This window comes from Corallococcus macrosporus (assembly GCF_017302985.1).
Taxonomy (GTDB): Bacteria; Myxococcota; Myxococcia; order Myxococcales; family Myxococcaceae; genus Corallococcus; species Corallococcus macrosporus_A.
In genome coordinates, this window is record NZ_JAFIMU010000004.1 from 57764 (window position 1) to 83501 (window position 25738).

Consider the following 25738-nt stretch of genomic DNA (forward strand, 5'->3'; position numbering starts at 1 on the left):
GCACCCAAGTGAAAGAGAGGAACGCCATGCTGGCTGAGCGCTACCCGTACTACGTGGCCAACCGCCCGAGGCAGCCCAACGCGGAGCTGCCCGTCACCGACAAGTATTCCGGAGAGGTCGTCACGCGGGTGGCCGTTGCCGACGCGGCGGCCGTGGAGGAGGCCATCGCCGCGGCGGTGCGCGCGACGGAGCCCATGCGCAAGCTGGCGCCGTATGCCCGGCAGCAGGTGCTGGAGCACTGCGTGCGGCGCTTCCAGGAGCGCGCGGAGGAGTTCGCGCTCGCCCTCTGCATCGAAGCCGGCAAGCCGCTGCGCGACGCGCGGGCGGAGGTCACAAGGCTCATCGAGACCTTCAAGGCAGCCGCGGAGGAGGCGGTGCGCGGAGGCGGCGAGGTCCTCAACCTGGAGGTGTCGCAGCGCACGGCGGGCTACCGGGGCTTCACGCAGCGCGTGCCGGTGGGACCGTGCTCGTTCATCACACCGTTCAACTTCCCGCTCAACCTGGTGGCGCACAAGGTGGCGCCCGCCATCGCCGCGGGCTGCCCCTTCGTGCTCAAGCCGTCGGACCGCACGCCGGTGAGCGCGCTGCTCATGGCGGAGGTGCTCGCGGAGACGGCCTTGCCGGAAGGCGCCTTCTCGGTGCTGCCCACGCGCCTGGAGGACGTAGGCCCCTTCATCGAGGACGACCGGTTGAAGCTGTTGTCGTTCACCGGCTCGGAGAAGGTGGGGTGGGATTTGAAGGCCCGCGCCGGCCGCAAGAAGGTGGTGCTGGAGCTGGGGGGCAACGCGGCCTGCGTGGTGGACGCGGACCAGGCAGAGCGCCTGGACTTCGTCGCGGACCGCATCGCCCAGGGCGCGTTCTTCCAGGCGGGGCAGAGCTGCATCTCGGTGCAGCGGGTCCTCGTGCACGAGTCGCTGTTCGACGGCCTGCGGGAGCGGCTTGTGACGAGGGCGAAGGCCCTGCGAGCGGGCAACCCCCGGGATGAATCCACGACGCTAGGGCCGCTCATCGACGAGCCCGCGGCGCGGCGGCTGGAGGGCTGGATTCAAGAGGCCGTGGCGCGAGGAGCCCGGGTGCTGACCGGAGGAGGGAGGCGCGGCGCGCTGCTGGAGGCCACGGTGCTGGAGGGCGTCCCCGAGGACGCGTCGCTGTGCGCGGAGGAGGCCTTCGGCCCCGTGGTGCTGCTCCAGCCGTTCCGTGACTTCGAAGAAGCGCTGCGCAGGGTGAATGCCAGCCGTTACGGCCTCCAGGCCGGCCTCTTCACGCAGGACCTGTCCCGCGCGATGCGGGCCTGGGACGAGCTGGAGGTGGGCGGAGTCGTCGTCGGTGACGTGCCGAGCTTCCGTGTCGACACGATGCCCTACGGCGGCGTGAAGGGCTCCGGGCTGGGCCGCGAGGGCGTGAAGTATGCCATTGAGGACATGACGGAGCTGCGGCTGCTGGTGCTGCGTCAGGGGTGAGGCTCCCTGTTGGCGGGCTTTCTCTGGCAGAGTGGGCGCTTTCACCGGGGGTCCGCCATGCAGAGCAGCGCCATCACCGAGGTGTTCCTGCCCATCGCCCTGGGGGTGATCATGCTTGGCCTCGGGCTGAGCCTCACCCTCGGGGACTTCCGCCGCGTGGCGTTGTTTCCGCGCGCGGCGCTGGTGGGCCTGGGCTGTCAAACGCTGCTCATGCCTGGCGTCTGTTACGCCATCGCGAGCGGCTTCGGGCTGCCTCCGCAGCTCGCCGTGGGCTTGATGCTGCTCTCCGCCACGCCGGGCGGCGCGACCGCGAACCTCTTCAGCCACCTGGCCAAGGGCGATGTCGCGCTGAACGTCAGCCTGACGGCGGTCAACAGCGTGCTGTCGCTGTTCACGCTGCCGCTCATCGTGAACTTCTCCCTGGCGCACTTCATGGGGGAGGAGCGCGCCATCCCGTTGCAGTTCGCGAAGATCGTCCAGGTCTTCGGCATCGTCCTGGTGCCCATCTCGCTGGGGATGTGGGTGCGCGCGAAGCGGTCCGCGCTCGCGGACAGCCTGGACCGGCCCGTGCGAATCATCTCGGCGTTGTTCCTGGTGCTCGTGGTGCTCGCGGCGACGCTCAAGGAGCGGGACCAGTTGGTCACGTACTTCCAGAGCGTGGGGCTCGCGGCGCTGGCCTTCAACCTGTCCAGCATGGCGGTGGGCTTCGTGGTGCCGGTCCTGCTGCGTGTGGAGCGCAAGCAGGCGGTGGCGATCGCGATGGAGGTGGGCATCCACAACGGCACGCTCGCCATCGCCATCGCCTCCAGTCCCCGGCTGCTCAATGACGGCGTGATGGCCATCCCCGCGGCCATCTACAGCGTCATCATGTTCTTCACCGCCGGAGTCTTCGGCGCCCTGGTTGCCAGGAACGCTGGTCAAAGCGCGGTTGTCGGTAGCAAAGCTTGATCGGGAACCGCTGGTTCAAGCGCTCCTGCTGGTTCGACCACTTCCAGCCGGCCGAGCGCGGGCTGTCACTGTTCACGTGCGGGCTCACCCTGTTGGGAGGGATCACCGCATGGCACCGTCCGAGCAGTTCGAGTCCGCGAAGCTCCGCACCATCGACGTCCTCCTCAATGAGGGCTTTGGCGCAGCCGACCTGGAGAAGGCCGTGGCCGCGAGCTTCGGGGCGGCACCGTGGAGCGTCCGCCCGGTGCCTTACGAGCCCACCGGACGCCAGTTCGACCTCCTCCCGCCAGGCCCTGTCGAGCCGGCGAGCGCGTGGGAGCTGGCACGCCACCTCCAGGCGGACCCCTGCGTGAAGGATGCGGACCCGGCCTTCGAGGCTGTCTACGCGGAACCGGGTGCGGCCCGGGGGGCTCCGCCCGTGGAAGGCCCGACGGTCCCGGTCGAGGCAAGGAAGAGGCTGGGGCCTGAGTCATTCAACGAGAACGACTGTGATTGGAGCGTGCGCTTCGTGAAGGCGGACGAGGCGTGGAGGCTGTCCGGCGCCACGACCCAGGGCGAGGGCATCCTCATCGGCCATCCGGACAGCGGCTATCTGCGCCACCCCGAGCTGGGGTCGAACTTCAGGCCGGAACTGGGCTGGGACTTCATCGACGGTGACTCGACGACGGAGAACGCGGGCGGAGGCCACGGGTTGAGCACCGCGAGCATCATCTCGAGCCCTCCCGGTGACGCCTCGGGAGAGGAAGGGGCGCGGTTGTTCGTGGATGGCATCGCGCCGAAAGCCGAGACCATCCCGCTGCGCGTCGCGAAGCCCACGCTCTTCGTCCCCGCGCCCGTGCTGTTCAATGTGGGCGTGGAGCGGCTGCGCGACGCCATCTGGTTCGCCATCGGCCGGAGGTTCCACGTCATCAGCATCAGCCTCGGATGGCTGCCCAACGCGGGGCTGCACCGGGCCATCCAGGCGGCGGTGGGCGAGAACATCATCGTCATCGCCGCCGCGGGGAACTACACGGGCCCCATCGTCGTCTGGCCCGGCGCGTACGACGAGGTCGTCACGATGGCCGCGTGCAACGCGAGCTCGGAGCCCTGGGCACACTCCGCCTGGGGCAGGGCGGTTGACGCCACCGGCCCGGGCGAGAACGTCTGGACGGCGCAGCCCGGCGACCAGGTCGCGCAGAGCAGCGGCACCTCGCATGCGACGGCCACCGTCGCGGGGATCGCCGCGCTCTGGCTGTCGCACCACGGCCGTGACCGGTTGCTCTCGCTGTACCAGGGCGGGCCCACGCTCGCGCAGGTCTTCCGCCATGTGCTCCGCGCGACCTGTGAGCGCTGGGCCCAGAGCGAGGCCGCCTGGGGCGCCGGGCTCGTCAACGCGAAGACGTGCCTGGAGTGCCCGCTGCCGGACGGGGCGGCCGTGGAGCCGCTCGGGACGAGGGCGAGGTCCAAGGGCGACCTGGACACCGTGACAGGCGCTTTCAGCGGCCTCCCGGAGGCCGACGTCCTGAGAAGGCTTGCGACCACGCTCGGTGTCGACGAACAGAAGGCGGCGCGGCTCGACACGGCATATGGGCGCGAGCTGAGGTTCTGGGCACTCAGCCACGCCCCCTTCCGTCGCGCGCTGCGGGAAGACGTCAGCGGGGGCCGTGCCGCGCTCGGGACAGCGGCTCAGATTCCTCTGCCGCCATTCTCACCGAGCCTGCTGGCGGCGATCCGCTGAAGAGCGCCAGGCGGAATTCCGTGGTTAGAGTGCCGGACCATGGCACGTCGCGAAACCTGGCAGTGGTGCGTGGCCGCAACCGCCTACTGGACGCTGGCCGGCCTTGCGGCCTCGAGCGAGGCCCACGCCATTGGCGGGATGGGCTGGGGGCACGCGCTGCTCACCTCCATGGTGGCGCACCTCCTCTGGGTGCCGCTCACCCTCGCCATCCTTGGCTTCGCGCTGCGCTTCCCGCTGGAGCGGCGGCACGTGGCCTCGCGCATCGCGCTCCACGTGGCGGGCGCGCTCGTCGTCTCGGTCCTCCGCGCGGCGATGATCTTCTCCCTGGACCCGTGGGTCGGCTGGTACGCGCAGCGTCCCGCCTTCCTGGACGTGCTCACCCACGCGCTGCTCTCCAACCCGTTCGTCTATCTCACCGTGCTGGGTGTGGCGCACGCCGTCTACTACGCGGACCAACTGCGGCTGAGGGAGACCCAGCTGGCCCGCGCGCAACTGCACGCGCTCAAGGCCCAACTCCACCCGCACTTCCTCTTCAACACGCTGAACACCATCTCCGCGCTCGTGCATCGCGACCCGCACGGGAGCGAGCGGATGATCGCGCGGCTGAGCGACCTGCTCCGCGGCACGCTCGATGCCGCGGGCACGGAGGAGGTGCCGCTCCAGGAGGAGCTGCGCTCGCTGCAGCCATACCTGGACATCCAGGGGGTGCGCTTCGCGGACCGGCTCACGGTGAAGCAGGACATCGCGACGGACGCGCTCACGGCCCGCGTCCCCCACCTGGTGCTCCAACCGCTCGTGGAGAACGCCATCCAGCATGGCATCGCGCCGGGCTCCGAGCCGGGGACGGTGACGCTGGTCGCGCGGCGTGAGGGCCCCGAGCTGCACCTGGAGGTCCGCGATGACGGTGTCGGCCTCAAGGAGCACCCGGCGGAAGTCTCCCGGGGCACGGGAGGGGGCCTCGGGCTGCGCATCACCCGCGAGCGCCTGGCGCAGCACTATGGCGGGGCCCACCGGCTGGAGCTGAAGGACGCCGTGGGCGGTGGCACCACGGTGGCCCTGGCCATCCCCTTCCGCACGGAGCCCACGCCATGAGCACCCCCATGCGCGTGCTCATCGTCGACGACGAGCCGCTCGCCCGTCAGCGCCTGAAGGACCTGCTGGCCGAAGCGCCCGACATGCAACTGGTGGGGGAGTGCCGCAACGGTCATGAGGCCATCGCGGCCATCGGCTCAGAACGCCCAGACCTCGTCCTGCTGGACGTGGAGATGCCAGGGCCGGACGGTTTCGGCGTCCTCCGGGCGCTCGCTCCCGAACCCGCGCCGTCGGTCATCTTCGTCACGGCCCACCGTGACTTCGCGGTGCAAGCGTTCGAGGCCAACGCGCTCGACTACCTGCTCAAGCCCTTCGACCGGGAGCGCTTCCGCTCCAGCCTGGAGCGCGCGAGGAACAAGCGGCGGACCGAGCCGGCTTCCCTGGACGCGGCGCTGCTCGCGCGGCTCGAATCGCTCGCCGCCCGTCCGTCCGCCGAGCCCACGCGCTACGTGACGCGGCTCGTGGCCCGCGTGGGCTGGCGCATGCGCTTCCTGCCGGTGGAGGACATCGACTACCTGACGGCGGAGGGGAACTACGTCGCCGTGCACGTGGGGAAGCAGTCGCACCTCACGCGCGAGACGATGGCGGCGCTGGAGGAGAAGCTCGACCCCCGGCAGTTCCTGCGCGCGCACCGCTCGTTCATCGTGCGGCTGGACCGCATCGAGGAGGTGGAGCCGCTTCCCCCCGGCGAGTACGTGTTCGTCCTGAAGGACGGCACCCGGCTGACCACGGGCCGCAGCTACCGCGCGCAGGTGCAGCGTGCGCTGGAGCTGCCCTCCACCGTTCGTCCCTGACCCTCCACGGTTCGTCACATCTCCTTGGACCCCTTCGCCGCTGGCGGGCGACGGTGCTTTCAACAAAGGAGATGCACATGCACCGTTTCGCCAGGCAGTGGTCGATGAACCTCCTCCTCGCCGTCTCAGCCGTGACGACGGCCGGCACCGCTGGGGCGCAGGAGCTCGCGCCGGAGTCCGCGTCCTGGGGACAGCCCCGGTGCGAGCCGGGAGGCAGCCTCTTCGCGCCCGGGGAGATCTCCTTGGAGGAGCGCTCGGAGTACCGGCTCGCGATCTCCGCGGACGGGAAGACGGCGTACTACCACGTGGACTCGGACACGCCGCCGTACCAGGCCATCTACGTGACGCAGCTGAGGAACGGCCACTGGGGCCCCGGCGAGGTGGTGTCGTTCTCGGGGACGTACAAGGACTCGGATCCGTTCCTCTCCCCGGATGGGCAGTCCCTCTTCTACTCCTCCACCCGCCCGGTGAACGGCGGCGCCGAGAAGCCAGACACCGACCTCTGGGTCGTGCACCGCACGCGCAACGGCTGGGGAACGCCCGAGCACCTGGGCCCGCTCGTGAACTCGAACAGGGAAGAGCTGTACCCCAGCGTGACGCGCGACGGGACGGTCTACTTCGCGAGCGGCACGTTCGAGACGGACTTCGAGATGTACCGCGTGCGGCGTCAGGGCAATCACTACACCGCGCCGGAGAACCTGGGCCCCGCGGTGAACACCACTGACTCCTGGGAGTACAACCCGTGGGTGTCTCCGGATGGGCGCATCCTCGTCTTCGCCTCGCTGAACCGCCCCGGGGGCTACGGCTTGGGAGACCTGTACGTGAGCTTCAACGTCGCGGGCACCTGGACCCCGGCTGTGAACATGGGGCCCGAGGTGAACACGGAGAAGGACGAGTTCCACCCCTTCGTGAGCCGCGACCTGACACACCTCTACTTCGTGCGCCAGACGTGGGATCCCTTCGTGCCCTCGGACTTCTACACCCTGGACACGCGCTGCCTCTGGCGCTGACAGCGCGGAACAGGGCCGGATGCGGAGAACTGCTACTTCGTGAGCACGTCCACACGGAGGTTGAGGGAGGCGGTGTTGCTGACGCCCTCGACCATCACGTAGGCCTTGCCCGCCACGGGGTCAACGAGGGCGCAGACCGCGGGCAGCGTGGTGCTGTCCGTGGTGCAGTCCACGGCGTTCGGCACCTCGGGCGCGCTTCCCTGGCGCACGTAGAGCTTGAATTGGCCGCTCTGATTGAACGACTGCGTGGCCGTGACCTGGAGCCGCTTCTTGCCCGCCGGCACATCGACCTCATAGACCTTGCGCGACAGTTGGTTGATGCTCGTCGTCACCGGCGTCGCGAGCGCCAGGGGGTTGCTGTAGTACGCGAGCAGCGTGACGTTGGAGAACGGCTCGTAGCCATAGACGAGGACGTAATACGACTGATCGTCCTCGACGCCGGTGGTGTAGACGCAATTCTCCGTGCTGCCCACCGAGTCGCTCAGACAGTCGTAATCGAAGAACGTGGGCTCGGCGTACCGCTTCACGTAGAGGTCCGCGTCACCACTGCTCCCGCGCAGCGTGACACTCAGCTTCGCCGCGGGCGCCGGGTTCACCAGATGGAAGGTCTGCACCGAGCCCAGCCCGCCCGACACCGTGACCGGGTAGCCGTTGTAGATCGTCGTGCTGAGGGCGCTCGACTGCGACAGCACCTCCGGGGCCACTTGCGGCGTCGCCTTGCCTTCGGCGCCCGGAAGGGGCTCACCGCAACCAATGCCAAACAGCGAGACCAACGCCACTGCAGAGACCGCGCGGGGAAGGTGCATGGACGCTCCGTGTTGAGTGGAGCGTGCAGGGTAGGGAATGACGGGGCCAGGTGGGGTCACAGTCCTGCAACGGGATTCCTCGTTCAGGTCAAGTTCCTGCGACTGCCTGGAATGCGACAGCTTCACGGTCTTTGGTCCTTGCTGGCTTTAAGTGGAAACCACAATTACCGGGGGACAACCGGATTCATAGATAGCGGTCCGAGGCGACACGCGGGGATGCGCATGTCGTTCCTCGAAAGGAAAACCCATGAAAGTCGTTGCCAAGCTGCTGTCGGTCTCCGCGATTGCCTTCTTGATTGCCGCCTGTGGTGGGGGCATCCCCGAGGACGGCGAGATGGACGGTCAGAACACTCCCGCCGTCGAGTCGCCTGCCTCGAGCGAGAACCTCGGGCAGACCGAGCAGGAGGTCTCCTGTGGATGGGGTGGGCCTCCGGCTCACTGTCTGGTGCGCTGCTGCTCACACGCGGATTGGTCCGACATCGGTGTTCCGGCGGCTGGCGCGTGCACTGAAGCAGGCAACAGCTACTGCGCGGCGCGCGGCGGCAATTGTGGTTCCTGCTGGGGCTACCTCTAAAGCCTGACGGCTGCCGCGAAGTCGATGAATGGGGCGCTCACGGACGGACTCCACCTCCGGCCGTGGGCGTCACTGCTGTTGAGCTGTACGGCCTCGCGGTAATTATGCGCCTTTCTCGCTTTCCGAGGACCCGGCACAACATTCTGGCGGCTATGTTCGAGAATGGAGCATGCGCATCAAAGCCGACTCCAAAGCCTCCCATCCGCACCGCCTGGGCGTGGGTTCCAGCGGTCCCGACGTCAAGCGGTTGGAAAAGAAGCTCATCCAGCACGGCCTGCTGAAGGGCAAGGCGGATGACCACTTCGACACTCGGACTCAGGCGGCGGTGAAGCAGTTCGAGCGCCAGAACGACTTCAAGCACGTGGATGGCGTGGTGGGGAACGCCGTCTGGAGCCGGCTTGAGCTGGGGCCGGCCCACGAGGGGCACGTCAGCGAGCAGAAGCTCTCGGGCGCCCGCGACACCTTCCGCACCGTCACCATCAACGTGAAGAGCAACCCGGTGATGGACCAGGCCGCGGTGGTGCACGACGTGAAGCGGGCGGCCTCGCAGGGAAGCCTGATCGGCTGGAACGAGATCAGCCCCGACCGCTACTTCAAGGCCATCCGCGACCTGGGCCCGGGCTGGGGACACTACATGCCCCGCGACGGCGGCCTGCGCATTCCCAATCCCATCTCCTGGAAGAAGTCCGAGTGGAAACTCCAGGGCGAGCCCGGCTTCCTGCGCACCCATCACGGCAAGGAGGAGGTCTCTCCGCACCGTTACATCACCTGGGTGAAGCTGAAGAACAAGGAGACGGGCCAGACCATCGTCCGGATGAACACGCACCTGGTCAGCGGCGCCTGGAGCGGCCACAAGCCCCACAAGGAGTGGCGCCAGGACATGTGGAACAAGCACATGGACAAGCTGCACGACCTGGTGGCCCGCTTCGAGAAGAAGGGCTATCCGGTCATCGTGGGCGGCGATTTCAACCGGGACAGCTACAAGGTGCTGGGCAACCAGGTGAAGTATGACAACAAGCTCAACGTGGGCACCCACGGTCACAGCACCTACGACTACCTGATGCACACGCCCAATGGCTCGCTGAAGAGCCACGGCGCCCACGTCGACGACGGCTTCCGCTCGGACCACAACAGCGTGACCGTGAAGTACACGATCAAGGGCTGAACCCTGACGTGAGGCATTGGACGAACGCGTGCGCCCCGAGGCCGCTTTGCCGGGCGCACGCGCCGTCTCCAGGTTCCGGTCCATGGTGGACCTGTACGCGGTGCTTGGCGTGACGACGACAGCGGACGCGCGCGACATCCGGCGCGCGTACCTGCGACAGGTTCAGCAATGCCACCCGGACCGGGACCCCCGGCCTGAATCCACGGAGCACTTCCTCCGCATCCAGGCCGCGTACGACGAGCTGGGCGACGCGGCGAAGCGCCAGCGCTACGACGCCAGGAACCGCGTCGCCCCCATCACACCCGTGGCCCCCGAGCCCAGGTCCACGCTGAACATCCCCAGGGGGCGCATGAGCGTGAAGGTGCGGATGCACTGACGCAGGGCAGGGGCTACAGCCCCGTGCTCTTCAACAGCACCCGCGCCTCGTCTGGGAAGAACCCAGGCGAGTAGACGTTCGCGTCCGTGACGAAGGCCTTGTCGCCCAGGACCGTCAGCTTGGGGCCGGTGGTGGCGCGGACGAAGAGCGGCACCGGCACCTGCGTCTCCGGCCAGCGCACCATGCCGTCCGTGCCGAAGGACGTGTCCAGGTCGCCGTTGGCCTGGAGCCGGAACAGCACGGGCTTCGCATACACGTCCGCGAAGACCAGGACCTTCCCATCCGCCTGGATGCGCAGGCCGCTGACGTCCACCGCGCCGAGCACGGCCGCCGGCGCGGTGAGCTGCCGCACCCCCGCGGGACCGAAGGTGACGTCCGGCTTGCCGTCCGCCGTGTACGCCACGAGCTTGATCACCCCGTGTGCTTCGCCGCCGACCTTCACGTCCTGCTCGGAGCCCGCGAGCAGGAAGCCTCCGCTGGGGCGCGCCACCAGGGCGTGGGCCTGACCGCCCTCGCTCTTCGCGAGGCCATTCGTTCCGAACGTCAGGTCCTGGCTGCCATTGGAGGTGATGCGCACGGCCGCGAAGTGGTCGCCTCCGCCCAGGACGACGCTGGAGCCCTGGAGCACCATGCCCTGCACGGACTCGGCGTTCGTGTACGCGCCGCCAATCCAGCTGCCGGACGGACTGCCCGCGGACTTGAACGTCGTGTCGAGCGAGCCGTCCGCGTTGTAGCGGATCAGCGCGAAGTCCTCGTCGAGCCCGTCGGACTTGGTCAGGAAACCGCCGACGTAGAAGCGGCCGTCGGCCAGGGGCAGGAGGCTGCGGATCGTGCCCACGAAGTTGACGCTGTTCTCCTCGCCGAAGTGCAGCCGGGACTTGCCCGTCTTGTTGAAGCCGGTGTCCAGCTGGCCGTTGGACTTGAGCTTCACCACCACGAAGTCGCGTGAATTCGAAGCGCTGCCGCCCCGAGCGAAGCCCGCGACGAGGATGCTGCCATCCGGGAGCACCGCCACCGTGTCCGCGCGGTCGTCCTGCTCGCGCTGGTCGGAGATGGGGCCCTTGGCGAGGCCCTCGAAGTCGAGCACCACGGAGCCCTGCGTGCCGAACGACGTGTCCACCTCACCGGAAGCGGTGTAGCGCCGCACGAGCAGGTCCACGCCCGTGGTGGCCAGGTTCACCTCGGTGGAGCCCACCACCACGAGTCCGCCATTGGACACCGCGAGCGCCCGGCCCTGCTCGGCGGGGAGCTTCGTGCCGGCATCGGGGGGCGTCCCCGCGTCCGGCTGCGTGCCTCCGTCCGGCGACGGGTCGCCGTCAGAGGGCCCGTCGTCGCCTCCGCAAGCCCCGCCGCCCACGAGCAGGGCGCCCGCCGTCAGTGCCGCCCACCAAGCCTTCCGCACGCTGTGATTCATTCGAGATGTCCCTTCCGGCCTGTCCGGTGCTGCCGCCGCACCGGGGTTACGCCGTCAGGGGCATTTATTTCCTGGCCGGGAGCGGAGGGTGCCTCCACCCCGGCGTGTTTCACGCGTAGTCCTGCCTCAGTTGTTGTTTCAGGGAGTCATCCAAATTGGTCTGCGCGGCCAGGAGTTCCCAGTAGTCCGGCCCGCCCACGGTGGGAGCGTCGAGCGTGATCCTCCCGGCGACGCGGTGGAGGTCGGTGAGGAACGTGGAGGCGTCAGGCCCGGTGGCGAAGACGTCCTGCGGCTCATTGTCGAGCACGAGCTCGAACGGCGGCGGGCCCACGGCTTCGCGCTCCGCGTGCTCCATCCGCCGCTGGACGTCCGGCAGATCCGCCATGGCCTCCTCGAGGAGGGCGCGCGCCGCTTCGAAGCCCAGGTCGTTGAGGGGGGAGTCCTCCGCCCACAGGCAGAAGGCCTTCTCGACGCCATCGAGGGTCCAGGTCTCGGAGGGATGGCTCGGGTCGAAGGCGAGCCGGTCCATCAGCGCGCGGTCTCCGAAGCGCGCAACGCCATCCACGGTGACGAGGCGCACGTCCTTCTCCGTGGCGGAGATCAACGTGTCATACGGGTCGCCGTCGGTGCCCGCGATGACCAGCAGGTCCGCGAGGGCATTGGCCCGGAGGGTGCCCACCTGGGTCTGCCAGCCGGTGACGCGCGCGGCGTCCGCCGTCACCGAGCGCACCAGGGCTCGCGAGGACAGGGACGCGCCCTGTCGCTGCGCTTCGTGACGAGCGACCTTCAGCTCCTGGAGGAGGTTCTTGCTGCCGGTGGGAGACCAATCACAGCCCAGCGAGAACGTCACGCCCGCGCCGAGCAGGTCCGAGATGGGCAACGTCTGTCCATACAGCAGCAGGTTGCTGAAGGGGGACCACACGACCTTGGCGCCCTTGTCCGCCATGGTGTCCAGGTCCTGGCGGTGCAGGCCCAGGCTGTGGATGCCAATCAGTGACGGCTGGATGAGGTCATGCTCGGCCAGGTCGAGGTATCGGCGGTGGGCATAGTCATCCACGCCTTCGCCCAGGTGGTAGAAGTACGCGGCGCGGGAGCTCAGGGCGTCGCGGAAGGACTGGATGTCCTCGGCGTCGTCGTGCAGGTCCATCACGCGGGTGCTTCCCGCGGGCAGGTGGTCGTCGCGGGGCTCCTCGACGTTGCGCATGGCGCCCCGGAAGAGGGCCTCTCCGCCGGACACGCGGGTCCGGATCCCCTGGCCGGTGGTGGTGCCGGCCAGCAGTGCCTTGGCCTCGATGTAGCGGACGATGGCGCGGGCGGTGGGCGCATGGCCACCGAGCACGCGGACGGGCAGGGAGATGAGCGGGCCATAGTCCGCATGGCGTGGCCACTGCGTGCGATTGAGGTAGCGCTTCGGCACCCGCCACAGCGTCAGCACGTCGTAGACGAAGTGGTTGTGCAGGTCGATGAGCCCCGGATACAGCGTCCCCCGGGTGTCGATGACGGGCGCATCCCGGAAGGACTCGGGGAGCGCGCCGCCCGACGGCTCGACCGCGACGATGCGGCTGCCACGGACGAGGACGCGTCCCCGTTCCAGCACCTCATCCCGGGAGTTGACGGTGACCACCCGGCCCTCCAGCACGTAGCGGGGGACCGCGTCGGCGGGCTTGGGGATGGATGCTCCGGTGCTCATGGCGCGCCTCCCGTGGCGACAGACCTCAAGAGCAGAGAATAGGAACGAGGGCCGGGCAGGTGAGGCGAGGGATGGTCCAAGGGCGTCGCCCCGCGCCCGTCAGGGGGGCAGCCATCTCTGAACACAACACCTGCCCTGTCCGGCGATTGGAGTTGGCCGCTTTTCGCTCTCTATTCCGGCGGTCAAGCCGTCACAGGGGGAAGGCGACATGGACCTTGCAGACACTTCGCGGCGAAGGCGTGTCCGCGCAGCGCTGACCGGCTTGGGACTGTCCCTGATGGTGCTTCCCAGTCCTGCCAGAGCCGAACCGCCCGCCCCCAATCCCCACCTCCAGGCCGCGTTCAGTCTCTATGACGCGCTTGAGTATGACGAGGCCCTGCGCTCGCTCGGAAAGGCCCGGCAATGGCTGTCGAACACCCGGGAGGACCGGATTGCCATTGAGTTGCTGGAGGGAATCCTGGCCTTTGAAACCAGTCAGGCGAAGCGGGGGAGAAGCGCCTTTGAGCGTGCGCTCGCGTTGGATCCGAAGGCGAGGCTGCTGATCCCCGTGTCACCGAAAGTGACGGCGGCGCTCGAGCAGGTGCGCGCCAGACTCCCGGCCGTCGCGCCGCCACCCGCGCCCGTGCCGAGCGAGCCTTCTCCGGCGCCCGTTGCCGTGATGAGCGAAGCCCCCCGTGAGCCGCTGACGCATCCGTCCCTGACGGAGGTCGAGCGCGGAGCCGGTGTGCGCTCCCGCCTCCGGCTGCCGGTGGCCATTGGCGGTGGCGTCGTGGCGGTGGGAGGCATACTGGCCTGGGGAAGGGCCCGCTCGCTCTCGGCACAGGTGCGCGACGCGGACCCGTCCATCACCACCCGGGCGCAGTTGGACGGCACTGTTCATCAAGGGAAGACCTTCGAGAAGGTGGGATGGGCCCTGATGGGCCTGGGCGCCGCGACCGTCGTGGGGAGCTTCCTCTTCCTCGGAGAGAGTTCGCCGGGAGCCCAGGCGTCGCTCCTGCCCACGCCGGAAGGTGCACAACTCTCCCTGTCCTGGAGCCTCCGATGAGCCGTCATTCGGGACTGATGCGTTGCGCGCTGTTCGCGCTCTGCCTGTCATGGAGCGCCTGCCTCCCGTTTGACGAGGACCGGGATGCATTCTGCGCGAACGTGGACCCAGGCCGTCTGGAGGAACTCTGTCCTTCCGTATCGGCCCCTGCCGGCAGTGCATCGACCGATGCTGGCGTATCAGGGGATGCGGGGACTGACGCAGGTCTTGAGGAAGACGCAGGCCCTGAACAAGACGCGGGACCTGGTGAAGACGCCGGTCCCGAGGAAGACGCGGGTGTTGACGGAGGCGCCATCAGCGAGTGTGTCACGGCGGCCGATTGCCCGGAACGCCCGGCGACATGTCAGAATTTCCGTGTCTGCGTGGACAATCGATGTGAATACCGACAGCAGGAAGACGGAACGCCGTGCAGCGGAACGCCGGCGGCACAGTGCCGTGAAACCACGGGCACGTGCAGGAGTGGCGTCTGTGAATACACGCTGAGGGGCACGGGGCCCTGCGATGACGCCCAGTCGTGTACGGCCGATGACGTCTGTCACAGCGATGGGACTTGCTCAGGAACCCTGCTTGATTGCAGCAGTCCACCCCTGTGCATGAAGTTCGCGGGCACGTGCAGCAACAACCAATGTGATTACGTTCCGGCGGCGAGTGGAACCGGATGCGATGATAGCAACGTGTGCACGGTCCAATCCGCCTGTGATGGGTCGGGGAACTGCATGGGCACACAGGGGGTTGTTTGCGAGGAGGACCCCGATTCGTGCATGGTGTCGACCGGATGTCATCCGACGAGCGGATGCACCTACAGGTCCTCGTGCAGGGCCCCTGCTGTCTGCGAAATCGGGGGATGCTGCATCCCGGGGCGTAGCTGCCCTTTCTAGTGACGGCAGGCTCACGCGCTTGAGCCGGTCCCCTCCAAACAGCGAGCCCGGGCGCCCTTGTCGCGCGCACGGGCCGGGTCCGATTCACCCTGCGGCAATGCAATCCACTTGCATGATTCCAGGGGCACATTGACCCGGTTGAAACCCTCGGTGACACTCGCCCGCGGTGTGTGGGGCGGTTGCGATTCCCTTCGATTTCACAATTGAGCAGGCAACCCGGCAGCGCGCGGAAGGCCCCGTCGCGAGTGCTCTGGGGGGGACAAACGAATGAAGCGGTGGATGAGCGGTTGCCTTGCGGTCACGGCCCTGTTTTCGGGCGCATGCGGTCCCTCGGACGAGTCCGGGCTCGCGCAGGACGAGTCGCGGCGCGTGGCCGCACAGGAGGCCGCGCCGGCTGACCAGGTGCTCCCGCGCTACGAGACGACGAACGAGAACACGGTGCGCGCGCTCGCCGCGGGCGATGCGTTCTGGGCGTGGCAGTGCGACCCGGCTACCTACGGCTTCACCGCCGCGGGCACTGGCGCGCGCTTCCCCACCGAGGCGGAGAGCACCACGGGCGTGCTGATTGGCTGGCCGGACTACGGCTGCACGGTGCCGGAACTCGCCGGCCTGGTGAAGGCGGGCCTGCAGGGCAATACCCAGGTCAGCATCCTCACCGCGCCCAACAACAACAACGGCGTGACGAGCTGCCTGCGCCGCGCGGGCCTCACGGACGCGCAGCTCGCGCGCGTGGAGTACGTGCCGGTGGACGTGGACTCCGTGTGGATCCGCGACTACGGCCCGGAGATCCTCACCAAGACGGACGGCAGCCGCCGCTTCGTGGACATGAGCTACTACCCGCTCACCTCCAGCACCTGCGGGAACATGCAGGGCCGCGTGCGCGACGATGCCTCGCCCAGCCGCCTCGCGGCACTGTGGAACACCGAGGTGGTGCGCCCCAAGGTGCGGCTCGAGGGCGGCAACCTGCAGACGGACGGCAGGGGCACCTGCTTCCGCGCGCAGCGCAACGCCGAGGCCCGCAACAACTTCAGCGAGTGGCAGTACACCCCGGACGAGCTGAACGAGGTGATTGGCGCCGCGCACAACTGCAAGGTGCAGGTGATGGAGTCACTGGTGGGCGGCGTCATCGACCACATCGACATGTTCATGACCGTCATCTCCTCGAAGACCATCCTCATGGGGCAGTACGACCCGGCGGATGACGCGACCAATGCGGCCATCCTGGACCGCAATGCCGCCAGGCTCGTGGGCCTCGGCTACCGCGTGGTGCGCGTGCCCATGCCCAAGAGCTACTGCCGCAAGGTGCTCTCCGGCTGCACCGGCCAGCCGCAGCAGATCCAGGCCTGCGACGGCACCAATGAGCGCATCTGGGCCACGTACATGAACAGCATCCGGCTCGGCAACGTGGTGGCGGTGCCCGTGTACAAGTGGGTTCCCGAGGCCGACAAGGCCACCGTCGCGGCGCAGGAGGCGCAAGCGCTCTCCATCTACCAGACCGAGCTGGACCGCGAGTTCGGCAAGGGCAAGGTCAAGGTCGTGACCGTGCAGGGTGACAGCCTCATCCCCTGCCAGGGCTCGCTGCACTGCACCACGATGACCTACAAGTAGGACGCAGCTCCGGCTGCCGAGAAGGGAAGGGCGCGCACAGGGGACTCCATGCAGAATGGGGGCCCTTGTTTCAGGGGCAGGCTGCTGGGACACAGCCTGCCGAGCGACACGAGGGCTCCGTCCATGCCGATCCTGCCGAAAGAGCGAGACCCCCGGTTCATCACGCTTCGTCGTGGTGGGAGCCTCACCGACGAGCACCACCACCTGCTGGCGGAGTGGGCCGCCGTCTGCGCGGAGCACGTGCTCCCCCTCTTCGAGAAGGCGTCCCCCAAGGACACGCGCCCCCGTGACGCCATCGCCGTGGGGCGGGCGTGGATAAGGGGCGAGGTGCCGATGCGGGACGCTCACAAGACCGCGTTCGTGGCGAACGCCGCGGGTCGTGGGTTGCCGGACCCGGCCAGGTTCGCCGCGCTCGCGGCAGGACAGGCGGTGGCCGTCGCCCACGTCGCCGCGCACTACCTGGGCGCGGCGGCGTATGCCCTCCGGGCCGCCGCTTCAGCCGACGAGGATGACGCGGAAGGGGCCCGGCTGAAGGAGCTCGGATGGCAGCGGAAGCGGATCCCGGCGGCCCTCCGTGAACTGGTCCTCGAAGACCAGCGAGCGCGCAACGCCATCTGCTGGGGCGTCTTCACCGGGTGACGCAGGTTCGTCGCCCGGGGGGAACGCGATGAGCACGAGATTGCCCGGAGAACCTCGACTCGCAATCCGACGGCGCCGTCCCTGTCCGGGCAGAAGGCTACGGCCGGGTCAGCCCCAAAGTCTGGATGAGGTTGTAGAGGTGCGAGCGGGGGAGGTCGAGCTTTCGCGCCACCTCGATCACGTTCCAATCATTCGCCTTCAGCTCACGGCGGAGCAGGTCCTGCTGGAACTGCCGCGTCTCCTCGTAGAACGACGTTCTGCTCACCTCGCGCAAGCGGCGCCCATCCGCGAGGTGCCTTGGCTCGATGAAGGCGGTTCCTTCCCTGGAGGCCTGGAGGAGTGCTGCCTCCAGCTCGTTTCGCAGCTGCCGCACGTTGCCAGGCCAGTCCGAGGTCTCACAGAGCTCATAGAGCCCGCGCGAGGGACGAAGCTGCGGGAGCGCCCGCTTCTCCGCCAGCGTTCCCAACAGTGAGTCCATCAGGTCGCGGATGTCCTCACGCCGTTCAGCGAGGCTCGGCAAGTGGAGGGTGAAGCCGCTCAGGCGGAGGAAGAGGTCCTGCCGGAACTGCCCCGCCGCGACCAATTCCTCCAGATTCGCATGGGTCGCGGCAATCACCCGCCTGTTCGGCTTCGCGCCCTGGGGCTCGAGCAGCCGTAGCAGGATGCCCTGCCAGTAGAGGGGCACCGTGGCGATGTCGTCCAGGAACAGCGTGCCGCCTTCCGCTTCCTCCACCTTTCCCTTCTCGTACGTTCTGGAGAGGAGTCGGCGACTTGGGCCGTAGAGCACGCCATGGATGAGGTCACCGGGAACGGTGATGAAGTCGACCTCCACGAAAGGGCCTTCCTTGCGCGCGCTGTGCTCGTGGATGACCCGCGCCAGCGCTGTCTTCCCGGTGGCCAGCGGTCCCCGGATGAGCACGGTGTCGTCTCGCGCCGCGGCGAGCTCCACCTGTTCGAAGACCCGCGCGAGGGCATGGCTGTGCCCCACGAAGGCGTCCACGCGGAGCCGCCGCCGGAACGGCAAGGTCGGGTCCTCGGTGTTCACCGGGCCTGCCAGCGTGCGCCCCCGCAGGGCTGTGTCGAGGAAGCGCGCGACGTTCTCCACCGTTTGCACGGCCTCGGGCGGGAAGGCTCCGCCAGCCGGCTGGCCCTCCAGGTAGAGGGCTCCTGACGCCCCTCCGGCCAGTGGGACGCAGAGCACCACCCACGGAATGTTCTGCGACGCGGGGACGGGCACGTCGAGCCGGGCGAATGGTGTGTGCACCGTGCTCCCGGACGCCATCGACGCCGCGATGGGGCCGCGCGACGTGGCGGCACGGATGCGCTCCCTGTCACCCGCTGAGCACCCATGGAACAACGTCCACACGCGCTCGCCCGCCGAGGACTCCGGGTGCAACTCGACGTAGGCACTCTCGGCGCCGGTCTGCGACACCAGGCCGGCGAGGACCCGTTTCCAGGGTTCGGTGGTGTCCGCGGCCTCCAGGATGGAAAGCACGTCGAGGTACAGGTCGCGCTCGCTCCCAGCTCGGTCCGTCATCCCCGGGAGTGTACCAGGAGGGCACACTCCGCCATGTCCGCCCGCTGGGTCCACCGGGGAGGTTGGAGATGGCCCATTCCTCAAACGCCACGGAGGAGCTGGCGCAGCTTCTGGATCACGGTGTCCAGGACGTCCTCTGAGTCCACCAGGAACAGTTGCGCCTCCGTTGGATCCTTGGGCTCGAACCTGAACCTGCACCCCTCGACCGCTGGCATCCCAATCGAGTGATAGAAGCGCATCACGGAGCGCACGCTTGGGGTTGTAAAGACAAACAAGCGGTTGCTCTTGCAGTGTTCGAAGATGTGCAAGACCAGCAGTGGGAAGGCGTCGCTGCCCCTGATTTCGGGTCGCAGGGCGGCCCGGCCTGCTTCGAACAGGTTGGGAACGTCAAGGAAGCCCAGGTCCCGCTCGGGTTGGTAGCCATGGACCTCGAAGCGACCCTGAAGCCTTCCGCAGATGCGGCCTCCCCCCACCAATACGTCCTGCCTGAAGACCCCGAAGCAGGTGGCGATGTCATCCCGGTCATCCAGCAACTTGCGGTCGGCTATCCGGATTCCAGAGGGATTGGCCGGATTGAAGTTCCAACCGGCTTCTTCAATGTAGACCTCGAAAAGCAGCCTCCGATAGGCGTCGAGTTCTTCTGCGCGGGTCAGGGTGCGTACTTCAAAGGAGTCTGTCATGACGGCGAGGGAACGCCTGCTGCCTGCACGTCGGACTACTCCTGGACGGCCGCGGACGCGGGCCCACGCAGCGATACGCGTTCCTCCAGGGCCCCAAGCGCGGCCTGCACGGCGTCCTTGTACGCGGGGTACCTGGAGGCGTCGTAGCGCCCCTTCGCCCGTTGGATGCGGAAGTCTCGCGTGAGCACGCCATCGGCCAGTCGGGACGCCAGCCTCCACTCCGCGTAATCCGTGGTGTCGGAGCGCTCCTTCAGGTCCTGCGCCGTAAGGCCCTGTCCCGAGGGCACCTCGAAATGGGTCACGCTCTCGATGACGAGGGGCGCCCTCACTTCAAAGGGAGAGTCGCGTCGCTCCGTCTCCCGGAGGCCCAGGAAGTTGTGCTCCCAGGGCGAGGGCAGCTGCCCCACGATACCGCCACCCGCGGAGGCGAAGCGGCCGCGCACGACGTATTCGATGTTCAAGGTCAGCGGGCGCTCGGGCTCATCCAGGTCGGGAGCCTCCAGTCGGGTGACGCTCACGCCTGCCTGGGAGCCTCCCATCATGGAGGCCATCAACTCCGCGCGCTCGGAGGGCTCTTCGCTGGAGAGGTAGTAGCGCAGGCCGGAGGCATGGCCTCCCTTCATCGTCACCTGCTCCTTCACGTGCAGCGTCGTCCCCTGGAGGCGGACGTGGCGTTCGGCGCGGACGTGGCTCGGGGGAGATTGGGGGATGCGCACGAGCCGGGATTTCGTACCCTCCAGCACCAACGCTTCCCGGCCGCCCAGCCCAATCTCCCCGCTACTCATGGGCGCGATGGACTTGTTCGTCGCATCCACGAAGGTGCCTCCACCCACCGTCGGCAGGTAGACGACCATGTGGTCGAACTGGTCCAACGATGGCGTGTCCGCGACGAGAGGGCCCCCCGTCCGCACCAGCGCCAGTTGCGATGCAATCCCGACGGCGCCGAGCAACTGGTGCAGCAGGAGGGAGTGGTCCTTGCAGTCGCCCGTGCGGTTGCCGAGGATTTCGTCCACAGCATGCGGAATGCGGGCCCGGGCGCCGAAGAGGATTCCCCGGTAGGTCAGGCTCTTCTGGACCCACCGCGCCAGCGCGGCGGCACGCGTCGCTTCATCCTTGGACGTCCCACCCTCCGTTGCGGCCAGGGCTTTCACGGTGGACGCGGGCGCGAGCTGCGCGGCAATGGACTTCAGGTAGTCGGTTCCCTCGGCCTCCCACGTCGTGCCGACGGGGGCCAGCCACGCCATGGGCAGGTACTCCTGGTGGTCGGGCTGCATGCCCTCCTCGCGGTAGAGGGCGGGCTGCTCGACGACAAAGGTCCATGCATCAGGCGCCTGGAAGGGCTTGATGCCGGGCGAGGCTCGCCACTTCATCGCGTCCACGTCGCCGCGGACGTAGAGCACGGCGCGTGACGTGGGGATGCTCGCGGAGAAGTCCTGTTCGAGGAAGCGCATGGACTGTGGCGGCGTGAGGTCGCGCCGGGTGACCACCACGTCCACGGTGTGCCCGGGCTTCAGGCCCGGCACGGGCACCACCAGGGTGCGGCGCTGGGTGCCCTGCTGCGCGGAAGCCTTGTCGGAGACGTAGCAGTCCTCCACCTTGCCCTTGGCCACCACGCGGCCCCGCTCATCCCGGACTTCCACCCGGTTGACGAAGATCTCCTCCGACAGTGGGTTGAGCTCGAACTCGAAGGTGTTGAAGCGCTCCACGCCCGCCGCGTTGTGCACCTGGACCCGGCGCACGTCGGTGATGCGCAGCTCCTTTCCCTTCACGAAGGAGATGGCGGTGGCCCGCAGGAGGTACTGGCCATTGTGGCCTGGCGCCCCGGCGGGCTTGTCTCTCCGGACAAGCAGGTCTGGTGGCAGCGCGACCTCCTCGATGGGCGTCTTGAGCACCGAGTTCACCCCCTGGCCCAGCGTGCCGGACACATGCTCGAGAAACTGGCGCGTGTTCGCGGAAGAGGGCTCCAGTTCGAGCGCCTTCTCAAGGGAGGACTTGGCCTCCGCATAGCGCTTGAGCGCGTACTCGGCGCGGGCCCGGACCTGGTAGCCCTTGGGGGACTGCGCTGACTTGCTGACCATCTCCTCGGCGATGTCCAGGGCGAGCTTGGGCTTCCTGGCCTCCAACCACGTGTCCGCCAGGGCTTCGGCAATCTCCAGGGTGTAGCCCTCGCGCTTCTGTCGCTGACGCAGGAGCGCGGCGGCCTGCGCGGGGACGCCCTTGCGCCGCAGGATGTCCGCATGCATGAGCGTGACGCTCGTGGAGTCGGCTCGCTTCCGGTATTGCTGGATGACCTGGAGCGCCAGCGCGACACGGCCCTTCTCCTCGAGCAGCGAGAGATACCGGCCCAGGTGGGTCTCGTTGGTGAGGCGGGCTGGAAAAATCGAGGCGTAGGTTTGAAACCCCTCGGCCTCGCGGCCGCTGCGCACGAGCAGCCAGGCCCGCCAGGATTCCAGCCGCAGCTCCCCCCGGAACCGTTTCGCGTGGGCGTTGATGAGCGCAAGCCCCTCTTCGTACTGCCCCGCGGCGCTGTACCCGGCCACGGTGTTGATGAGCAGCACCGGGTCTCCGGGCTCCAGTTCGAAGGCGCGCTTGAAGAAGGGGAGGGCCGCGGCGAGGTCCTCCCTGTCGGCGTGGTACATCGCGATGCTGTTGAAGACCCTCGCGTGGGTGGTCGCGGAGGCCTTGCCCACCGCCGCGGCACGGGGCGCTGTCGAAGGGGCGCTGAGCTGGACGGCATCCAGCGCCGAGCGGACGCGGGTCCCGAGCGTGGGCTGGTTCTTCACCCACCATCCGGCGAGCAGGTACGCCATGTCTCCGTCCCGGAACACGCGCAGCTCATACTCGTCGACCGCTCCCTCTTCGTTCTGTGCCTCGTAGGTGAAGGCCCGGCCAGAGAGTTTGCCCGTGGTGACCTCGTGGGCATTGCGGACCGCGGCTTCGTCAGAGTCGACGTTGAGGACGCTCAGCAGGCCGTGGGCCAGGGCGTCTGGAGAGGGCTCCTCGCCGAAGAGCCAGATGGGGACGACGACCACGCTCGCGTTGTCACTGATCGCGCCGAAGTCCGCTTCAGGAAACTCCGTCGCGAGGTTGGTGGGCCGTGCCCAGAGCCGCCCGTCCAACTCGACGGAGTATCCATACTCCGTGGAGTGCCCCGTCAGAGGGCTTGCGGCCGCGGCGTCGGGAGTGGCCTTGCGCTGGGGATCCACCATGGAGAAATGGGAGAACAGGCGGTCCGCCTCCTCGAAGAGCTCCTTCTCGTTCTTCGTGCTTCCCCAAGCCATGAGCTGATAGGCGTACCCTTCGTGTGAGTAGACCCATTGCACGTAGGTCAACTGCATCTGCTTGTGATTGGCGCGGGTGCGCATGCGGATGCCCTTCAGCTCACCGACGGCATGGGGTTCGCGCGACAGTTTTTCGACCGGGCCCAGGCCACCCTCGAGGTTGGCGGCCACGACGTCCGCGATGAGCTCGGTGCTCTCCTCTCCGCCAGGCGCTTCCCCGTCCGCGGACTTCTCCGGGATGATGATGAAGAACATCTGGCTCTTGCCACCGCGCGCCATGGCGAACTTCGCAAGCGTGTTGAGCCGTGGGGCGTTGATCGTCATCCAGGGCTTGCCTGGATGCCGGAATGCAAAGTTGAACGCCTCGTCGCGGATGCCCTCCTCGGGCTTCTCCGCCCGGTAATCCGCCGGGATTTCATCCCGGCGTGAGAGGGCGTTGAAGAAGCCGAATCCCATGCTACCGAGGAGGAGGACCGAGAGCGCGGTGGCCCACCCCGCGTGCGAGCGTCCCTTCAGCCACCGTTCCTTGTCGGAGCGGAGTTCAATCAGGCTGGTGACGGCGAGGAACAGCCCCAGCAGCAAGAGAACGAATGCGACCAGTGGCACCAGGGCGGCCCCCAAAGGGCCATCGAACATGGGCTTGAGCACGCGTGAGACGAGCATCACCAGCGCGGCGATCTCCACGGCCACCAGCGAATAGATCGCCTTGCGGTTCGTGGAGGCTTCTTGAAGTGCCTCCCGGTGTTTGAAGAGGCCGAAGAGGATGACAAGGATCCAGATGAGACTGCCGGAGAACAGGCCAGGATCCGTCGCCGCGGCGAAGAGCAGGGTGGTCATGTGGGGATGGACCGCAGCGTAACAGGCGCGGCACGGGTCATCCCATCCCCCAGGACTCACAATGGACGACGCAGGGTTTCAAAGCGCGCAATTCATTGTCTTCCGGAAAGAGTCAGCACTGGGCGAGGTCTGGCCATTGCCATATTTCCTTGCAAGGCCTGGCCGCGCTCTGGGTGGGTAGCTCTTCACTCGTTGTCGCTTCGCAGGCCGCAGCGGTACAAACACGGGTCATTGGGGGACGTCGCGCCTGGAGGCATCAATGGCACGGAGATGGTTCTGCGGCATGGTTGTGGTCTGCGTGGCAGGAGTCCTGAGCGGCTGTACCAGTACCCGCATCGTCAGCACGGGCTCGGTTCGAACCGGTATTCAGCTCGGCGCGGTGCCGGCGCCGCTCCCGCTCGACGTGCTGGTGGTAGCGGACAATCAGCAGCACAACGTCCTCGGCGGGAAGCTGCGTTCGATGAGTTGGTGGACGGAGCGCTTCGTCACCAGCGTCGCGGTGCGGTCCCCCGCGGTGAACCTCTGGAGCCACCATGTGCTCGAGCGCTTCGTCGAGGACGCGCGGACGGACGGGCTGAAGCTGGTCCTCCATCTGGGGGATGCAACCGACATCGCCTGCTCCGGTGAGTTCGACGTCTTCGTGCGCTCCATGCAGCGCGCCACTGGCAACTCCATTCCGTGGCTGATGGCGCCCGGCAACCATGACTCGGCGCTCGCCGGCAACATCAACAGCTACATCTCGAAGCCCCCGGAGCAGGCCTTCTCCGACGCGTACGGCGACGAGAACTTCTCGTGGTCAGGCGCCTGCGCGACGCCGGATGGCAAGTCGGAGGCGCTAACCAAGGAGCTGCTGGTGCGGGCGTACCGACGGGGGCTGGAGGCGCAGGGCATCACCTTTACCCCGGCGCCCCCGGACACGCTGAAGGACGACGCGGAGAACTGCGCTCTCTGGGTGGGGCGAGCTGCTGACGCAACGAGCCCGCTCGGCCGCATGGAGTTCCAGGCTGTGCACCGCGACTGCACGCGTGTGGGCGACGCGCAGGACGGGTACAGCGGCAATGTCAAGGCGTTCATTGCGCAGCGGCTGAAGCTCCCGGGCGAGGCCACTGCGCTGCTCATCGACTCCAGTGATACGGGGCTCGCGCGGGCGACGCCCTACGGTTTTCTGGTTCGCAACCCGGCGTTGAACGGTGACGTGAGCGACGCACAACGCGAAGCCATCCGCTACCTGCTCGGGCCGCAGGGAAATAGCGCGCCCCTCGTCGTCTTCGCGCATTCTCCATGGGCGGAGATGAAGGAGGGCGCGCGCGACTTCCTCATGGAGGTCGGCGCGATGGCATTCTTCTCGGCGCACACGCACCTACGCTCCTCGGTCCTGCTTCACCGGACGGGCCACGCGGAGCGCGGGCTCCTGGAACTCAACGTCGGATCCATCGTGGACTGGCCCATCCAGGCGCTGCGCGCGAGCTTCGCCTTGCCGCGCGATGCCAAGGGCGCCAGCCCACTGCACGTTCAATGGCGCGCCCTCGGATCGCTTGAGGGAGACCAGCAGCCCGCCTGGATGGCCCGGTGCATCAGCGACCGCACCCACCACCGCGGCGCCGAGACCTACCAGCGCTACCTGCATGCGGATGACCCGCTGGGGCCGCTGCAGCGCACGGTATGGACCGCGGAGCAGGTGCTGCTCGAGGCCGCTCCAACGCCCGTGGTGCAGCCGTCTGCGGGAATCGTCACAAACGTCACCGCGCGATGGAGGCAGATGGCCGAACTGAGCGCTCGCATCGACCGGCTCGAGGCACTCATGAGTACCGATGCGAACGCGCGTGACTACGCGGTCTGCCAAGCCTACTGGGCCGCCGAGGCTACCCGGTTCGAAGCCTCGGTGGGCGAGCGCGCGCGCGCGAAGGGGCCAGCGAGCCACCTCGCCAGCGAGGTGTCATCAGCCGTGCTGACGCCCGTGACGCTCCCATCGCCGGCCGCTCCCGTTCCTCCACGGTAGGCATCGAGGAATTGGGCCTTCCTGGATTCGAGCCAGGGTCCAATCGGTCATGAGCCGGAGTGGGGCCACTTCGTGTCCTTCGGAGACCGAATGGGCGTGAACACACAGGCGTGCTGGACGTCACGTCCGGCTGACGCTGGCGTCGGAACAGTCCTTTCTGGTCCCGTTCGCCACGGAGGACTCGGGGC

19 protein-coding genes are annotated in these 25738 nt (G+C 67.9%); 13 read left to right on the plus strand and 6 right to left on the minus strand.

Annotated elements, in window-relative coordinates; genetic code table 11:
- Positions 1-26: 26 nt before the first annotated feature.
- The 6 genes from JYK02_RS05730 (at position 27) to JYK02_RS05755 (ending at position 7021) form a co-directional block, all read left to right on the plus strand.
- Complete coding sequence (locus JYK02_RS05730; RefSeq protein ID WP_207049163.1) at positions 27-1460, plus strand: aldehyde dehydrogenase family protein; 1434 nt, start codon at positions 27-29, stop codon at positions 1458-1460.
- A gap of 57 nt (positions 1461-1517) precedes the next feature.
- Positions 1518-2408 carry a bile acid:sodium symporter family protein gene (locus JYK02_RS05735; RefSeq protein WP_207049165.1) on the plus strand — a complete coding sequence of 297 codons (891 nt, stop codon included), beginning with the start codon at positions 1518-1520 and terminating at the stop codon, positions 2406-2408.
- A 109-nt stretch (positions 2409-2517) separates the two neighbouring features.
- A complete protein-coding gene (locus JYK02_RS05740) occupies positions 2518-4125 on the plus strand; it encodes a S8 family peptidase (RefSeq protein WP_207049167.1) in 1608 nt (535 codons plus the stop codon).
- 39 nt (positions 4126-4164) lie between these two features.
- Positions 4165-5217 (plus strand): sensor histidine kinase, encoded by a 1053-nt coding sequence (locus JYK02_RS05745; protein ID WP_207049174.1) that lies wholly within the window; start codon positions 4165-4167, stop codon positions 5215-5217.
- On the plus strand, positions 5214-6011 hold the full coding sequence (locus JYK02_RS05750; protein WP_207049177.1) for a LytR/AlgR family response regulator transcription factor: 798 nt from the start codon (positions 5214-5216) through the stop codon (positions 6009-6011). The genes JYK02_RS05745 and JYK02_RS05750 overlap by 4 nt, the downstream gene beginning before the upstream one ends.
- Positions 6012-6088: 77 nt before the next feature.
- Positions 6089-7021 (plus strand): PD40 domain-containing protein, encoded by a 933-nt coding sequence (locus tag JYK02_RS05755; protein WP_207049188.1) that lies wholly within the window; start codon positions 6089-6091, stop codon positions 7019-7021.
- Positions 7022-7053: 32 nt separating this feature from the next.
- On the opposite strand, the gene JYK02_RS39505 is transcribed toward JYK02_RS05755, so the two are convergent.
- Positions 7054-7827, minus strand: coding sequence for a PPC domain-containing protein (locus JYK02_RS39505; RefSeq protein ID WP_242588468.1), 774 nt, complete (start codon positions 7825-7827; stop codon positions 7054-7056).
- 247 nt (positions 7828-8074) lie between these two features.
- Here JYK02_RS39505 and JYK02_RS05765 point away from each other — a divergent pair, with 247 nt between their 5' ends.
- The 3 genes from JYK02_RS05765 to JYK02_RS05775 all read left to right on the plus strand — a co-directional run bounded on the left by JYK02_RS05765 (position 8075) and on the right by JYK02_RS05775 (position 9942).
- Entirely contained in the window at positions 8075-8401 is a 327-nt protein-coding gene (locus JYK02_RS05765; protein WP_207049190.1) for a hypothetical protein, read from the plus strand.
- 169 nt (positions 8402-8570) lie between these two features.
- Positions 8571-9566 (plus strand): peptidoglycan-binding protein, encoded by a 996-nt coding sequence (locus JYK02_RS05770; RefSeq protein ID WP_207049197.1) that lies wholly within the window; start codon positions 8571-8573, stop codon positions 9564-9566.
- Positions 9567-9648: 82 nt separating this feature from the next.
- Positions 9649-9942 (plus strand): J domain-containing protein, encoded by a 294-nt coding sequence (locus JYK02_RS05775; protein ID WP_207049200.1) that lies wholly within the window; start codon positions 9649-9651, stop codon positions 9940-9942.
- A gap of 13 nt (positions 9943-9955) precedes the next feature.
- Here JYK02_RS05775 and JYK02_RS05780 read toward each other — a convergent pair whose 3' ends face one another.
- Positions 9956-11344, minus strand: a complete 1389-nt coding sequence (locus JYK02_RS05780; RefSeq protein ID WP_347402436.1) for a hypothetical protein — start codon at positions 11342-11344, stop codon at positions 9956-9958.
- 121 nt (positions 11345-11465) lie between these two features.
- On the minus strand, positions 11466-13046 hold the full coding sequence (locus JYK02_RS05785; protein ID WP_207049210.1) for an amidohydrolase family protein: 1581 nt from the start codon (positions 13044-13046) through the stop codon (positions 11466-11468).
- Between the two features lie 208 nt (positions 13047-13254).
- On the opposite strand from JYK02_RS05785, the gene JYK02_RS05790 reads away from it, so the two are divergent.
- The 3 genes from JYK02_RS05790 to JYK02_RS05800 all read left to right on the plus strand — a co-directional run bounded on the left by JYK02_RS05790 (position 13255) and on the right by JYK02_RS05800 (position 17216).
- On the plus strand, positions 13255-14091 hold the full coding sequence (locus JYK02_RS05790) for a hypothetical protein (RefSeq protein WP_207049212.1): 837 nt from the start codon (positions 13255-13257) through the stop codon (positions 14089-14091).
- Between the two features lie 1157 nt (positions 14092-15248).
- On the plus strand, positions 15249-16577 hold the full coding sequence (locus JYK02_RS05795; protein ID WP_207049220.1) for an agmatine deiminase family protein: 1329 nt from the start codon (positions 15249-15251) through the stop codon (positions 16575-16577).
- Positions 16578-16700: 123 nt separating this feature from the next.
- Positions 16701-17216 (plus strand): putative immunity protein, encoded by a 516-nt coding sequence (locus tag JYK02_RS05800; protein ID WP_207049222.1) that lies wholly within the window; start codon positions 16701-16703, stop codon positions 17214-17216.
- A 97-nt stretch (positions 17217-17313) separates the two neighbouring features.
- Here the strand turns inward: JYK02_RS05800 and JYK02_RS05805 are convergent, their stop codons facing one another.
- The 3 genes from JYK02_RS05805 to JYK02_RS05815 all read right to left on the minus strand — a co-directional run bounded on the left by JYK02_RS05805 (position 17314) and on the right by JYK02_RS05815 (position 23551).
- On the minus strand, positions 17314-18753 hold the full coding sequence (locus tag JYK02_RS05805; RefSeq protein ID WP_207049230.1) for a sigma 54-interacting transcriptional regulator: 1440 nt from the start codon (positions 18751-18753) through the stop codon (positions 17314-17316).
- 80 nt (positions 18754-18833) lie between these two features.
- Positions 18834-19433: a hypothetical protein gene (locus JYK02_RS05810; protein ID WP_207049232.1), complete on the minus strand. Its 600-nt coding sequence runs from the start codon at positions 19431-19433 to the stop codon at positions 18834-18836.
- 35 nt (positions 19434-19468) lie between these two features.
- Positions 19469-23551, minus strand: a complete 4083-nt coding sequence (locus JYK02_RS05815; RefSeq protein ID WP_207049234.1) for a DUF3857 and transglutaminase domain-containing protein — start codon at positions 23549-23551, stop codon at positions 19469-19471.
- 283 nt (positions 23552-23834) lie between these two features.
- On the opposite strand from JYK02_RS05815, the gene JYK02_RS05820 reads away from it, so the two are divergent.
- Positions 23835-25550, plus strand: coding sequence for a metallophosphoesterase (locus JYK02_RS05820; RefSeq protein WP_207049236.1), 1716 nt, complete (start codon positions 23835-23837; stop codon positions 25548-25550).
- Positions 25551-25738 lie beyond the last annotated feature (188 nt).